Below are 13,916 nucleotides of genomic sequence, written 5' to 3' on the forward strand. Positions count from 1 at the left end.
ACCGGGCGCGAGAGGAATGTCGCCCGGCTGGCGCCGGGCTGCCGGGAACGGTCAGAGGTCGCCGTAGCCCAGCGAGCGCAGGGCACGCTCGTCGTCGGACCAGCCGCCCTTGACCTTGACCCAGAGGTTGAGCATGACCTTGGAGTCGAACAGCACTTCCATGTCTTTGCGCGCGTTCTGGCCGATGCTTTTGATCCGCTCGCCCTTGTCGCCGATGATGATCTTCTTCTGCCCCTCGCGCTCCACCAGGATCAGCGCATGGATATGCAGGATGCGACCTTCCTGCTTGAACTCCTCGATCTCCACGGTGATCTGGTAGGGCAGCTCGGCGCCGAGCTGGCGCATGATCTTCTCGCGGACCAGCTCGGCGGCCAGGAAGCGGCTGCTGCGGTCGGTGATCTGGTCTTCGGGGAAGAAGTGCTCGCTTTCCGGCAGACGCTCGGCGACCAGCTTCTCCAGCACGTCCAGGTTGGTCCCGTGCTGCGCCGAGATCGGTACTACCTCGGCCTTCGGCAACTGCTGGGTGAGCCATTCGAGGTGCGGCAGCAGGTCGGCCTTTTCCTCGATGCGGTCGGTCTTGTTCACCGCGATCAGCACCGGGCAACTGACGTACTGCACGCGCTCCAGGACCATCTGGTCCTCTTCGGTCCAGCGGGTGCGGTCGACCACGAAGATCACCACGTCGACATCCTTCAATGCCGCGCTGGCGGTACGGTTCATGTAGCGGTTGAGGGCCTTCTCGCCGCTCTTGTGCAGGCCGGGCGTATCGACGTAGACGGCCTGCACCTCGCCCTCGGTCTTGATCCCGAGCATGTTGTGGCGGGTGGTCTGCGGCTTGCGCGAGGTGATCGCCAGCTTCTGCCCGAGGATGTGGTTGAGCAGGGTGGACTTGCCCACATTGGGGCGCCCCACGATCGCCACGTAGCCGCAACGGCTGCCGGCGGGGATGTCGTCGTGCATGTCAGTCATGGCCATTCTCCACGCCCAGGGCCACCAGCGCGGCGGCCGCGGCCACCTGCTCGGCGATGCGGCGGCTGCCGCCGTGCCCGTGGGTCTTGTCGCTCAGCAGGGCCACTTCGCAATCGACGAAGAAGGTCCGGCAATGGGGTTCGCCCTGGATATCCACCACCTCGTAGCGCGGCAGGTCGCAGCCACGCGACTGCAGGAACTCCTGCAGGCGGGTCTTGGGGTCCTTGTTGGTGTCCACCGGGGTCAGCTCGCGCAGTTGCGGTCCGAGCCAGGCGATGATCCGCTCGCGCGCGGAGTCCATGCCGGTATCCAGGTAGATGGCGCCGATCAGGGCTTCCATCGCATCGGCGAGGATCGACTCGCGGCGGAACCCGCCGCTCTTCAGCTCGCCCGAGCCCAGCCGCAGGTAGTCGCCCACCTCGAAGCCGCGCGCCAGCAGGGCCAGGGTCTCGCCCTTGACCAGTCGCGCGCGCAGGCGCGAAAGCTGGCCTTCGCGAGCCTGCGGGAAGTGGTGGAACAGCGCCTCGCCGATGACGAAGTTGAGAATGGCGTCACCGAGGAACTCCAGGCGCTCGTTGTTGCGCCCGGCGTAGCTGCGATGGGTCAGGGCCAGGACCATCAGGTCCCGGTCTTTGAAGGTATAGCCGAGCTTGCGCTCGAGTCGGTCCAGCGAATTACTCACGGCATGCGTACACGGAATTCTTTGTCGAAGTGGACCACCAGGTCGATGTTGCTGATCAGTGGCTCGCGTTTTTCATATTTCAGGTGCGCCCGGAATTGGTTGTCTTCCAGTTGCACCTCCAGGGCCTTCTCCAGGTCCAGGTTGCGGATGCCGTTGATCTGCATCCCCTTGCCGACGTAGCTGTAGAACTCCGGCACGGAACGCACCTCGGCCGCCTTGTCGGTCTCCACGGAAGTGATCACCTTCTCCAGCGAGTAGTAATCCATGTAGTGCGGGATGATCTTGAACGCGGCGCTGGCGAAGAACGCCACCACGCCCAGCACCACCAGCCACCCCAGCAGGGACATCCCCTTCTGCGAACGCGCGAACCTCATGTCGGACCTCATGTCAGTGTAGTTATTCCGTCCAGCGAGCGGTAACGCCATCGGGCAGGGCCCTGCGGCGGCGTTCGCGGAAGTGAAAGCGGGGCTGCCCTCGGGAGCAGCCCCGCTTCGCGATTATTCAGCAGGAGCGCCCTTCCGCGTGGCGAACCTGCGCACAGGTCAGTGAATCACGCCGACCCGGGAGAAGTTCGGCAGGTTGCTCATCTTCGGATCGGGCCAGCTCATCCACACGGCGAAGGCCTTGCCGACGATATTGCGGTCCGGAACCATGCCCAGCAGATCCTTGGGGATCTTCGGATCGTTCCAGTAGCGGCTGTCGTTGGAGTTGTCGCGGTTGTCGCCCATCATGAAGTAGTGGCCGGCGGGAATGGTCCACTGGCGGTCGGGCTCGATGCGATAGCGGCTCATTTCCTTGCGGATCAGGTGCTCGGCCTGGCCCAGCTTCTCCTGGTACAGGGTCACGCTGCCCAGGGTGCCCGGTTCCTCGCCGACCAGTTTCTCCGCCACCAGCTCGCCGTTGACGTACAGGCGCTTTTCCTTGGTGTAGCGCACGGTGTCGCCGGGCAGGCCGACCACGCGCTTGATGTAGTTGATGTTCGGTTCGCTGGGATAGCGGAACACCATGACATCGCCGCGCTGCGGATCACCGATCGGGATCACCTTGGTGTCCAGCACCGGCAGGCGGATACCGTAGGCGAACTTGTTGACCAGGATGAAATCGCCGACCTCGAGGGTAGGTTTCATCGACCCCGAGGGAATCTGGAACGGCTCGACCAGGAAGGAACGCAGCACCAGCACGATGAACAGCACCGGGAAGAACGACTTGCCGTACTCCACCAGCAGCGGTTCCTTGTTGAGCTTCTCCAGCACTGCCGGATCGGGCTCGTTCACCTGCCCTTCGTAGGAAGAGATCGCGGCCCGCCGACGCGGCGCGAACAGCACCAGGTCGACCAGGGCCAGGGCGCCGCATACAGCCACGGCGATGACCAGCAACAACGGGAAATTGAGTGTCATGGGTTCTAGCTATCCACTTTGAGCACGGCGAGGAAGGCTTCCTGGGGAATTTCCACGCTACCGACCTGCTTCATCCTTTTCTTACCAGCCTTCTGCTTCTCCAGCAGCTTGCGTTTACGGCTCACGTCGCCACCGTAACACTTGGCCAGCACGTTCTTCCTGAGCGCCTTGACCGTCGAGCGGGCGATGATCTGCCCACCGATGGCTGCCTGGATCGCCACGTCGAACATCTGCCGCGGGATCAGTTCCTTCATTTTCTCCACCAGCTGGCGGCCCTTGTAGGGGGCGTTGTCGCGGTGGACGATCAGGGCGAGGGCGTCGACCTTCTCGCCATTGATCAGCACGTCGAGACGAACCAGGTTGGACGGCTCGAAACGATCGAAGCTGTAGTCCAGGGAAGCATAGCCGCGGCTGGTGGACTTGAGGCGATCGAAGAAGTCGAGCACCACCTCGTTCATCGGCAGGTCGTAGACCACCTGCACCTGGCCGCTGAGGAAGTGCATGTCGCGCTGCACGCCGCGCTTCTCGATGCACAGGGTGATCACGTTGCCCAGGTGGTCCTTGGGCACCAGGATGGTGGCGCGGCAGATCGGTTCGCGCATTTCCTGGATCGACGCCAGGTCCGGGAGCTTGGACGGGTTGTCGACGTAGATGATCTCGCCATTCTTCTGCACGATCTCGAAGACCACCGTGGGCGCGGTGGTGATCAGGTCCAGGTCGTATTCGCGCTCCAGGCGCTCCTGGATGATCTCCATGTGCAGCATGCCGAGGAAGCCGCAACGGAAGCCGAAGCCCAGGGCTTCGGAGCTTTCCGGCTCGTATTGCAGCGACGAGTCGTTGAGGGTCAGTTTCTGCAGGGCGTCGCGGAAGTCCTCGAAATCGTCCGAGCTGACCGGGAACAGGCCCGCGTAGACCTGCGGCTTGACCCGCTTGAAGCCCGGCAGGACCTCGACGTCCGGCGTGTTGTTCAGGGTCAGCGTATCGCCCACCGGCGCGCCGTGGATATCCTTGATACCGGCGATGATGAAGCCCACCTCGCCCGCCTTCAGGTCGACGGTCTCGGTGTGCTTCGGAGTGAATACCCCGACGCTGTCCACCTGGTGGACCTTGCCGGTGGACTTCACCAGGATCTTGTCGCCCTTCTTCACCCGGCCGTTCTTCACCCGTACCAGCGAGACCACGCCGAGGTAGTTGTCGAACCAGGAGTCGATGATCAGCGCCTGCAGCGGCGCCTCGATCTCGCCTTCCGGGGCGGGGATGGCGGTCACCAGGCGCTCCAGCACCTCCAGCACGCCCATCCCGCTCTTGGCGCTGCAGGCCACGGCGTCGGTGGCGTCGATGCCGATGATGCTCTCGATTTCCTCTTTCACCCGCTCCGGCTCGGCCTGGGGCAGGTCCATCTTGTTCAGCACGGGCATCACTTCCAGCCCCTGCTCGATGGCGGTGTAGCAATTGGCGACGGACTGCGCCTCGACGCCCTGGCCGGCGTCCACTACCAGCAGCGCGCCCTCGCAGGCGGCCAGCGAGCGGCTGACTTCGTAGGTGAAGTCGACGTGGCCGGGGGTATCGATGAAGTTGAGCTGGTAGGTCTTACCGTCCTGCGCCTTGTAGTGCAGGGTCACGCTGTGGGCCTTGATGGTGATCCCGCGCTCGCGCTCCAGGTCCATGGAGTCCAGGACCTGGGCCTCCATTTCGCGATCGGAGAGGCCGCCGCACATCTGGATGAAGCGATCGGCCAGCGTCGACTTGCCATGGTCGATATGGGCAATGATGGAGAAATTGCGGATATGGCTCAGGTCGCTCACGGCTCAACACACTCGAAAAGGGCAAGGGCGGCAATCCGCCGAAAAATAGCCGGGGAGTTTACCTGATGCTCGGGCAAGGCGTCACGCAGGTAACGGATTGACGGGCATGAAAAAGGGCGGTGGAAACCGCCCTTTTTTCGCCAGCCGGCTTATTCGGCCAGCTTGAAGGTAATGAAGCTGGCGCGTCCCTGGCGCAGCACCCGCATCGAAACCGAACGGTTCTTCGGCAGGGCCTTGGCCACGTCGGCGAAGACCTTGGTCGAGGTCACCGCCTTGTTGTCCAGGTGGGTGATGACATCGCCCGGACGCAGGCCGATGACCGCGGCCGGACCGTCCTGGACTTCCTTGATCACCACGCCGCCCTGGATATCCAGGCTCTTGCGCTGCTCGGCGGTCAGGTCGGCGACGGTCACGCCCAGGCGGTTGCTGCTGCGCTCGGCGCCCGGAGCGCCCATCGAGGCGATTTCCTCGTCGTCGTCCGGAAGGCTGCCTACCGCCATGCTCAGGGACTTGCGCTGGCCGTTGCGAATCACGTCCAGGTTGATCTTGTCGCCCGGCTTCATGTTGCCCACCAGGTGCGGCAGGTCGGCGGACTCGTTGATCGACTGGCCGTTCAGGCTGAGGATCACATCGCCCACCTGCAGGCCACCCTTGGCCGCCGGGCCGTCTTCCACCAGTTGCGCCACCAGCGCGCCGGACGGCTTGTCGAGGCCGAAGGACTCGGCGAGATCCTTGTTCACTTCCTGGATCACCACGCCCAGCCAGCCGCGACTGACCTTGCCGGCTTTCTTCAACTGGTCGGCGACGTTCAGCGCGACATCGATCGGAATGGCGAAGGACAGGCCCATGAAGCCGCCGGAACGGGTGAAGATCTGCGAGTTGATGCCGACCACTTCGCCCTGCAGGTTCAGCAGCGGACCGCCGGAGTTACCCGGGTTGATCGCCACGTCGGTCTGGATGAAGGGTACGTAGCTCTCGTTCGGCAGGCTACGACCCTTGGCACTGACGATACCGGCGGTGACCGAGTGATCGAAGCCGAACGGCGAACCGATGGCCAGGACCCATTCGCCCACTTTCAGCTTGTTCGAATCGCCCAGTTTCAGGGTCGGCAGGTTCTTCGCCTCGATCTTCAGCACCGCCACGTCGCTGCGCGGGTCCGCGCCGACCAGCTTGGCCTTGTGCTCGCTACGGTCGGACAGGCGCACCAGGATCTCGTCGGCATCGGCCACGACGTGATTGTTGGTGAGGATGTAGCCGTCGTTGGAGATGATGAAGCCGGAACCCAGCGATTGCGCCTCGCGCTGCTGGCCGCGCGGATTGCGCGGAACCTGCGGGATGCTGCGTTCGAGGAAGTCGCGGAACATCGGCGGCAGCCCTTCGAGGTCGGGGATAGACAGCTGCCCGCGCGCCATGGCGCGATCCGGCAGCTTCTGCCGCGTACTGATATTCACCACCGCCGGCGACGCCTGTTCGACCAAAGGCGTGAAGTCCGGCAGTTCTGCCCGGGCCGTCATCGCCAGGCTCAAGGCCAGCAAGGCCACCATCGCAGCCATACAGCGTTTTAGGGTATGCATCGACTACAGCTCCCGTGATGTTCGAGGGAAGAGAAAGACTCAGGCCGAATCGGACGGCCCGGAAATCAGCGCTCGCAGAACCACCGGCTGCGAGGCTGGATCATCGGCATGACGACGAGCATGCCGACGCACCAATAGCCAGGCCGCCAGCAAACCCGCCAGCCCGGACACGATGATCAGAGGTTCGACAAGGCCCGCCCGGGTCGCCAGCAATGCTGCCACGAAAAACCCGAGCAGAGGGAAAAGATAGAAGAGGACGGAGGCGCGCAACAACAGGTCTTCATGAATTCCTAGGACGACCGCATCGCCGACCCGCAGGCTCAGGTCGCTCAACGCGCGCACCCGGGCACGCCCCGCGCCGACGCCCAGGCGCTGCATCAGCCCCTGGCCGCAACCGGCATTGGCCGAGCAGGACGAGCAGGTACTGCGGCGCACGGTCTCGACCCATACCGCTCCCGGCTCGGTCGCCACCACTCGCCCCTGCTCCTCGATCATTTCTGGGCGGCGGCCTCGGGCCGGATGGACAGCGCCACCCGCTCGGCGGTGCCCAGCGGCACTTCGCCGACGACGGTCACCATCTGGCCGCCGTCATCGGTCTGCAGGCGCTTGGAAACCACCACGGTCGGGCCGAGCTGGCTGCGCGCGTCGCCAACCATGGCACCGTGCAGCGGCTCGATGAACACCGAGAATCGTGCCAGGCCATCGCCATAGGTCAGGCAGGCGACCGGATCGGGGGTGACCGGACTGCGACGCATGAAACTGCGGGTCAGGGTGAAACCTGGCGGCAGCCATTCCGAGCGCCAGGCCACGGTCTTCTCGCCGTCGGCCTTGGCCGGGCCGACGACCTGGCATTCGGCGCCCGCCTGCAACTGGTCTTCGGCAGGTGCCGCGCCGGTATTCAACTGGGTGAACTGGAAGCGCTCGAGCAACTGCCCCTTCTCGTTCAGCAGCAGCGACTTCAACGGCAGGCCGGTGTCGCGGTCCAGGTGCAGCTCGAAGCCGTAGCGATGCTGGTCGCGCGGAGTCACCGCAAGGACCACTGCCGGGCGGCCGGCGACACGGGATTCGCCGACCAGGCGCAGGTCGTACCAGGAAGCCAGCTGGGAGGGATCGAACTTGCGCACCGGCCACAGCTGGGCATCGGCCAGTTGGTCGGCAAGGCCGCCGCTGATGCACTGGGTGCGCCCGTCGACCCGGACCACTTCCTGGCGCGCGCCGTCGAGCTGGAGCAGGCGCTCGCGAACCGCACCATCGCTCTCCACGCGATGCCAGATCTCATGGGTGGAGAAGCTGCCATTGCGCTCGTAGACGAAGGTGCCTTGGAAACTGTTCTGGCGATCGGCCTCGGCGAGACGATTCAGCCAGTCGGAAGCGTCGGCAGCCTGAGTAGCGGGAACCGCCATCAGGCTGCCAAGCAAAAGCAACAGGGAGGTGGTGCGCATGTCTCTCCTCAGCGGTTTTCCAGGCTGGCTGCCCGAGCGTAGGGCAGCGCGCTCTCTGTACCACTGACGGCGGATTGTTGCACGTGCTGACGCAGGTAGATCGGCAGACGCTGCTCATGCCAGCGGGTATCGCTGGACGAGGAGTTGGTGATCACCTGCGGCGCCCCCTGCTCTTCGCTGTAGCCGGCCAGCACGGCCGGGCCTTTCACCTGAGGCAGGGCGATCTGCGGGGTGGTCCCCTGTTGCGCCATCTGCGGCAGGGCGTCGTTCTGGTTGTACAGACGCACGCCGGCCAGCACCGCCAGGGTCACCGAGGCAGCGACCGCCAGGCGACCGACCATCCGCCACGGTCCCTTCTCCGCTTTCGGCGGAGCGGCCTCGTCGGCCAGGGCAGCAGAGACCGCCGCAGCGATATCCAGCTTCGGCAGGGTAGGCTCGCGGTGCATGACGGACCGCGCCAGCTGGTAACGCGACCAGGTGGAACGCAGCTCGGCATCCTCGCCGCAAGCTGCGAGCACCCGCCGCAACTCGAGTTCATCCGCTTCGTTATCCATCACAGCGGACAGAGTTTCCTGCAGGGCTTCACGACTCATAGCGATACCTCTCTTGGCATTTGCCGCTGTGTCAGGCTTCTCGCAACAAAGGCTGCAGAGCTTTGTCGATTGCTTCACGAGCGCGGAAGATCCGCGACCGTACCGTCCCCACCGGACACTGCATCACGGTGGCGATATCTTCGTAACTCAAACCTTCGAACTCGCGCAGGGTCAGGGCCGTGCGCAAATCCTCGGGCAACTGCTGGATGGTCTGGTGCACGGTGGCCTCGATCTCATCCCGCAACATCGCCCGTTCCGGCGACTCGATGTCCTTCAGGGCGTGGTCGCCCTCGAAGAACTCCGCATCCTCTGCGGTCACATCGCTGTCCGGTGGCCGACGCCCGCGAGCGACCAGGTGGTTCTTCGCGGTGTTGATGGCGATCCGATACAGCCAGGTATAAAAAGCACTATCGCCGCGGAAATTGCCGAGCGCACGGTATGCCTTGATGAAGGCTTCCTGCGCTACGTCCTGGGCTTCCTGGGCGTCGTGCACGAACCGCACGATCAATCCCAGTATCTTGTGCTGGTATTTCAGTACCAGCAGATCGAAAGCCCGCTTGTCTCCGCGCTGTACCCGTTCAACCAGTTGCTGATCCTGTTCCTGGGTTAGCATGAAAGCTCCTCTTCGAACCTGGAGGAGCTTCGAGCGTCCCAGCGAATCGTCTTGCCAAGATAGACTCGGGCTTCTTGCAAAAGTTCTCCCCTCCAAGCATGCGTCACGAGTTTTTTCCTCGCTCGTGACGTGCGGCCCCGGACATCGTGTCCGGGCCCCGCGAAAATGGATTGCATCGGGCTCAGGGCCCGGCCTCTGTGCCGCTGGGTAGGCCAACCGGACGAGGTCTTCAGGCATCCTGCTTTGGAACCGATGCGTCTAAGAAAGTTCCAGCACTACATCGCCCCGCTCTGATGACGCCTGCCGATGACAGGCCCGCAGCTCATCCGCCGGACCGGCAGCGGGGGTGCGCTATTGTGCCGCCAGGCCCTTCTATATACTAGGGCTCCACCACGGGGAAATGCGGGCATGAGCCAACATTATCAACACGATGTACTGGTCATCGGCAGCGGCGCCGCCGGCCTGAGTCTGGCCTTGACCCTTCCGGAACACCTGCGCATCGCCGTCCTCAGCAAGGGCGAACTGTCGCAGGGCTCGACCTACTGGGCCCAGGGCGGCGTGGCCGCCGTGCTGGACGATACCGACACCGTGGAATCCCACGTCGAGGACACCCTGGTCGCCGGTGGCGGCCTGTGCCGCGAGGATGCGGTGCGCTTCACCGTGGAGCATAGCCGCGAAGCGATCCAGTGGCTGATCGAACAGGGGGTGCCCTTCACCCGCGACGAGCAGCACAACCACGAGGAAGGCAGCTTCGAATACCACCTGACCCGCGAAGGCGGGCACAGCCACCGGCGCATCATCCATGCCGCCGACGCCACCGGCGCCGCGATCTTCAATACCTTGCTGGCCCAGGCCCGGCGGCGACCGAACATCGAGTTGCTGTCGCAGCGGGTGGCGGTCGACCTGATCACCGAGCGCAAGCTAGGCCTGCCGAGCAAGCGCTGCCTGGGCGCCTACGTGCTGAATCGGGAAAGCGGCGAAGTCGATACCTTCCGTGCCCGCTTCAGCGTGCTGGCCTCCGGTGGCGCGAGCAAGGTCTACCTTTATACCAGCAATCCCGACGGCAACTCCGGCGACGGCATCGCCATGGCCTGGCGCGCCGGCTGCCGGGTCGGCAACCTGGAGTTCAACCAGTTCCACCCGACCTGCCTGTACCACCCGCAGGCCAAGAGTTTCCTCATCACCGAGGCATTGCGCGGCGAAGGCGCCCTGCTCCGCCTGCCCAATGGCGAGCGTTTCATGCCGCGCTTCGACCCGCGTGGCGAGCTGGCGCCCCGGGATATCGTGGCCCGCGCCATCGACCATGAAATGAAGCGTCTGGGGATCGACTGCGTCTACCTGGACATCAGCCACAAGCCGGCCGAGTTCATCAAGGCGCACTTCCCCACCGTCTACGAGCGCTGCCTGGACTTCGGCATCGACATTACCCAGCAACCGATCCCGGTAGTGCCGGCCGCTCACTATACCTGCGGCGGCGTGCTCGTCGACCAGCACGGGCATACCGACGTGCCGGGCCTCTACGCCATCGGCGAAACCACCTTCACCGGCCTGCACGGCGCCAACCGCATGGCCAGCAATTCGCTGCTAGAATGCTTCGTCTATGCCCGCTCTGCCGCCGCCGACATGCTCCAGCGCCTGCCCGGCACGCCCGTGCCGGAAAGCCTGCCGAGCTGGGACGCCAGCCAGGTCACCGACTCCGACGAGGACGTGATCATCGCGCACAACTGGGACGAACTGCGGCGTTTCATGTGGGACTACGTCGGTATCGTGCGCACCAACAAGCGCCTGCAGCGCGCCCAGCACCGGGTACGCCTGCTGCTCAGCGAGATCGACGAGTTCTACAGCAACTACAAGGTCAGCCGCGACCTGATCGAGTTGCGCAACCTGGCACTGGTCGCCGAGCTGATCATCCGCTCGGCCATGCAGCGCCGCGAAAGCCGGGGCCTGCACTACACGCTGGATTATCCGGACCTGCTGCCCGAAGCCCGCGACACTATCCTGGTGCCGCCCATCTACGGCGACTGAAGCGCAGGCGGACACGCAGGCGCCGATGGCTGTCGGCGCCCAATGCATCGGCCGGGATACAGCAGCCAAGGATGCGCCAGCGGCCCGGCAGGCGCACGCGCAGTACGATCAGCCAGGGCAGCGCCAGGCTGTCAGGGCGCAATTGCACCGCTTGCCAGCCGCTTCCGGCGCTCCACAGCTGCCAGCCCCGCTCGTCATGGCGCAAGCCGCGGAAGGCCCGCGAGCCGCGCAGCAGTACCTGGCGGTACAGCCCCCAGGCACCGTAGGCCAGGCAGACCAGCGCAAGCGGCGGCTTCAGCCAGACCGGCAGCGCCGCCAGCAGGATCGACAGCAGCGCCAGGGCCCACAGTGCCAGGCTCGCCGCCAGCAGGATCGGAGAGACCCGCCAGCGGCATTCGAACGGCTCAATCCGGCTGGACACGGTCCAGGATCATCCGCACCATCCGCCGCAGGTCGGCGTCTTCCGGCTCGCCGCGCTGCATGAACCAACCGAACATGTCCTGGTCCTCGCACTCCAGCAGCTTGCGGAAGCGCGCCTGGTCCTCGGCGTCCAGGCCCGGGTAAACCTCCTGCACGAAAGGCACCAGCAGCACATCCAGTTCCAGCATGCCGCGACGGCTGTGCCAGTAGAGTCGTTTCAGTTCGGTTTCATCTGCCATGTTCGGGCTCCTCGAAAACGCCCGGCATTATAGGGCGGTTGCGCTCGAATGGCGCGGCCCGATGACGAGGCGTCGCTCCGCCGGCGTCCGCCCTTGGTCGTATTGCCCGGCAAACCAAGGGTATCCGCGCGGGACGCAGGCCCATGCCGACGGCGGCCTCGGAAGTGTCCGACAACCGCCAAGGCGGATGCGCCAGGCATTCTTGCCCGCTGACAAGCCTCGGACCGAGTTCTATGATGACGGTCCTGACTGACTGACCGCGCAGCATCGCAATGGCCGACCCCGCTTTCCACACCCCGCTAGTCCATGAAGGCATCCTCGCCGTCCGCGGCCCTGACGCCGCCAAGTTCCTCCAGGGCCAGCTGACCTGCAACCTCGCCTACCTCAACGACGAGACCTCCAGCCTCGGCGGCCGCTGCAACATCAAGGGCCGCCTGCTATCGAGCTTCCGCATCCTGCCCGAGGGCGACGGCCTGCTGCTGGCGATGGCCGGCGAGCTGCTCGAGGCCCAGTTGGCGGACCTGAAGAAATACGCCGTATTCTCCAAGGCCAGCCTTGCCGACGAGAGCGCAGCCTGGCTCCGCATAGGCTTGCGCGACGCCAGCGAGGCACTGCGCGCCCTGGGGATAGACACCCCGGCGGAGAGCGGCAGGATCGCCCGCCACGGCGACCTGCTCGCCGTCGCCCTGGGCGACGCCCGCGTCGAGCTATGGGTTCCGGCGCAGCGCGCCGAGGCGGTGCTTGCCACGCTCCGCGAGCACAGCCGCGAGGCGCCGCTCGACGATTGGCTGCTCGGCCAGGTGCGCGCAGGCATCGGCCAGGTGTTCGGCGCTACCCGCGAGCTGTTCATCCCACAGATGATCAACCTGCAGGCGGTCGGCGGGGTCAGCTTCAAGAAGGGCTGCTATACCGGCCAGGAAATCGTCGCCCGCATGCAGTATCTCGGCCGCCTCAAGCGCCGCCTGTATCGCCTGGCGCTGGACGCAGACGAGGTGCCGGCGCCCGGCACCGGGCTGTTCTCGCCAGTCCATTCCACCAGCGTCGGCGAAGTGGTACTGGCCGCCCGTACGCCGGAGAACAGCGTGGAATTGCTCGCCGTGCTGCAGGACGACGCCGTCGCCGACGGCCGGATCAGCCTCGGAAGCGCCGAAGGAGCGCCGCTCGTCCTCCTCAATCTGCCTTACACGCTGGACAGCGACCGCGAAATCCAGCGCTGACCGTAAACTGTGCCTCGCCGTCCGCGGACGGCCCGCCAGTATTCCCATGGCCGGTGCACGTAGAGCGTGCTCCGGCCATTGCGTTTTCAAAGGAAATGCCATGAGCAAGCTTGCCGACAAAGTCCAACAGGACCTGATCCGCGCCATCGATCAGGATGAACTGGTGCTGCCGACCCTGCCCGAGGTGGCCCTGCAGGTCCGTGAGGCGGCGGAAGACCCGGATGTCAGCATCCAGGCCCTGAGCAAGGTGATCGGCAACGACGCGGCGCTGACCGCGCGCATCATCCGCGTGGTGAACAGTCCGCTGCTGCGCAGCCCGAAGGAAATCACCGACCTGCAGATGGCGATCAGCCGGCTGGGCATCAACTACACCTGCAACCTGGCCACCGGCCTGGCCATGGAGCAGATGTTCCAGGCCACCACCGACGTGGTCGACCGCAAGATGCGCGAAGTCTGGAACAAGAGCACCGAGATCGCCGGCATCTGCCACGTGCTGGCCCGTCACTACACCCGCCTGGCGCCGGACCAGGCGACCCTGGCCGGGCTGGTGCACCAGATCGGCGTGCTGCCGATCCTCACCTACGCCGAGGATCACAACGAGCTGCTGTCGGACTCCATCAGCCTGAGCCATGTGATCGAGCGCATCCATCCGCTGATCGGCGAGCGCATCCTCAAGGCCTGGGATTTCCCCGCGCCGATCGCCGAGGTCCCGCGCCAGCACCTGGACTTCACCCGCAACTCGCCGCGCGCGGACTATACCGACCTGGTCCAGGTCGCCACCCTGCAGAGCTACCTTGGCAGCGAGCATCCCTATACCCGCCTGGACTGGAGCCAGATCCCGGCGTTCGCCAAGCTCGGCCTCGAGCCGACCGTCGACATGAAGGAAGACGAGGACCTCTCCAGCGCCCTGGAGGCCGCCACCAGCATGCTGCAATAGACC

Annotated in this window: 15 protein-coding genes; 3 read left to right on the forward strand and 12 right to left on the reverse strand. The window is 65.0% G+C overall.

Going from position 1 to position 13,916, the window contains the following annotated elements; genetic code table 11:
• Positions 1-51: 51 nt before the first annotated feature.
• The 10 genes from era to rpoE all read right to left on the reverse strand — a co-directional run bounded on the left by era (position 52) and on the right by rpoE (position 9,075).
• On the reverse strand, positions 52-969 hold the full coding sequence (gene era, locus AC1RB9_RS21800; RefSeq protein WP_003085566.1) for a GTPase Era: 918 nt from the start codon (positions 967-969) through the stop codon (positions 52-54).
• On the reverse strand, positions 962-1,651 hold the full coding sequence (gene rnc, locus AC1RB9_RS21805; RefSeq protein WP_003085565.1) for a ribonuclease III: 690 nt from the start codon (positions 1,649-1,651) through the stop codon (positions 962-964). The genes era and rnc overlap by 8 nt, the downstream gene beginning before the upstream one ends.
• A complete protein-coding gene (locus tag AC1RB9_RS21810; protein WP_003085562.1) occupies positions 1,648-2,025 on the reverse strand; it encodes a DUF4845 domain-containing protein in 378 nt (125 codons plus the stop codon). The genes rnc and AC1RB9_RS21810 overlap by 4 nt, the downstream gene beginning before the upstream one ends.
• A 168-nt stretch (positions 2,026-2,193) precedes the next feature.
• Positions 2,194-3,048, reverse strand: coding sequence for a signal peptidase I (gene lepB / locus AC1RB9_RS21815; protein ID WP_003101969.1), 855 nt, complete (start codon positions 3,046-3,048; stop codon positions 2,194-2,196).
• A 5-nt stretch (positions 3,049-3,053) separates the two neighbouring features.
• Positions 3,054-4,853, reverse strand: a complete 1,800-nt coding sequence (lepA, locus tag AC1RB9_RS21820; RefSeq protein ID WP_003085555.1) for a translation elongation factor 4 — start codon at positions 4,851-4,853, stop codon at positions 3,054-3,056.
• Positions 4,854-5,002: 149 nt separating this feature from the next.
• Complete coding sequence (gene mucD / locus AC1RB9_RS21825) at positions 5,003-6,427, reverse strand: serine protease MucD (RefSeq protein ID WP_003101964.1); 1,425 nt, start codon at positions 6,425-6,427, stop codon at positions 5,003-5,005.
• 39 nt (positions 6,428-6,466) lie between these two features.
• Positions 6,467-6,922 carry an alginate biosynthesis regulator MucC gene (gene mucC / locus AC1RB9_RS21830; protein WP_003110245.1) on the reverse strand — a complete coding sequence of 152 codons (456 nt, stop codon included), beginning with the start codon at positions 6,920-6,922 and terminating at the stop codon, positions 6,467-6,469.
• Positions 6,919-7,869: a sigma factor AlgU regulator MucB gene (gene mucB, locus AC1RB9_RS21835; protein WP_003101960.1), complete on the reverse strand. Its 951-nt coding sequence runs from the start codon at positions 7,867-7,869 to the stop codon at positions 6,919-6,921. The genes mucC and mucB overlap by 4 nt, the downstream gene beginning before the upstream one ends.
• 8 nt (positions 7,870-7,877) lie before the next feature.
• Entirely contained in the window at positions 7,878-8,462 is a 585-nt protein-coding gene (mucA, locus tag AC1RB9_RS21840) for an anti-sigma factor MucA (protein ID WP_003101958.1), read from the reverse strand.
• 31 nt (positions 8,463-8,493) lie between these two features.
• Complete coding sequence (gene rpoE / locus AC1RB9_RS21845) at positions 8,494-9,075, reverse strand: RNA polymerase sigma factor RpoE/AlgU (RefSeq protein WP_003085543.1); 582 nt, start codon at positions 9,073-9,075, stop codon at positions 8,494-8,496.
• A gap of 408 nt (positions 9,076-9,483) precedes the next feature.
• Here rpoE and nadB point away from each other — a divergent pair, with 408 nt between their 5' ends.
• Positions 9,484-11,100 carry an L-aspartate oxidase gene (gene nadB, locus AC1RB9_RS21850; protein WP_003114182.1) on the forward strand — a complete coding sequence of 539 codons (1,617 nt, stop codon included), beginning with the start codon at positions 9,484-9,486 and terminating at the stop codon, positions 11,098-11,100.
• Here nadB and AC1RB9_RS21855 read toward each other — a convergent pair.
• Both AC1RB9_RS21855 and AC1RB9_RS21860 read right to left on the reverse strand, forming a co-directional pair.
• On the reverse strand, positions 11,069-11,521 hold the full coding sequence (locus tag AC1RB9_RS21855; protein WP_003454678.1) for a protein YgfX: 453 nt from the start codon (positions 11,519-11,521) through the stop codon (positions 11,069-11,071). The genes nadB and AC1RB9_RS21855 overlap by 32 nt on opposite strands.
• The gene (locus AC1RB9_RS21860; RefSeq protein WP_003085532.1) at positions 11,505-11,759 is read right to left on the reverse strand and encodes an FAD assembly factor SdhE; all 255 of its coding nucleotides are present in this window, start codon (positions 11,757-11,759) and stop codon (positions 11,505-11,507) included. Before AC1RB9_RS21860 ends, AC1RB9_RS21855 begins: the two co-directional genes overlap by 17 nt.
• Positions 11,760-12,031: 272 nt before the next feature.
• On the opposite strand from AC1RB9_RS21860, the gene ygfZ reads away from it, so the two are divergent.
• Both ygfZ and AC1RB9_RS21870 read left to right on the forward strand, forming a co-directional pair.
• On the forward strand, positions 12,032-12,976 hold the full coding sequence (gene ygfZ, locus AC1RB9_RS21865) for a CAF17-like 4Fe-4S cluster assembly/insertion protein YgfZ (RefSeq protein ID WP_003101947.1): 945 nt from the start codon (positions 12,032-12,034) through the stop codon (positions 12,974-12,976).
• Positions 12,977-13,076: 100 nt separating this feature from the next.
• Positions 13,077-13,913 (forward strand): HDOD domain-containing protein, encoded by an 837-nt coding sequence (locus AC1RB9_RS21870; RefSeq protein WP_003085528.1) that lies wholly within the window; start codon positions 13,077-13,079, stop codon positions 13,911-13,913.
• The last annotated feature ends 3 nt before the right edge of the window (positions 13,914-13,916 follow it).

The sequence above is a fragment of the Pseudomonas sp. 20-5 genome (assembly GCF_056782835.1).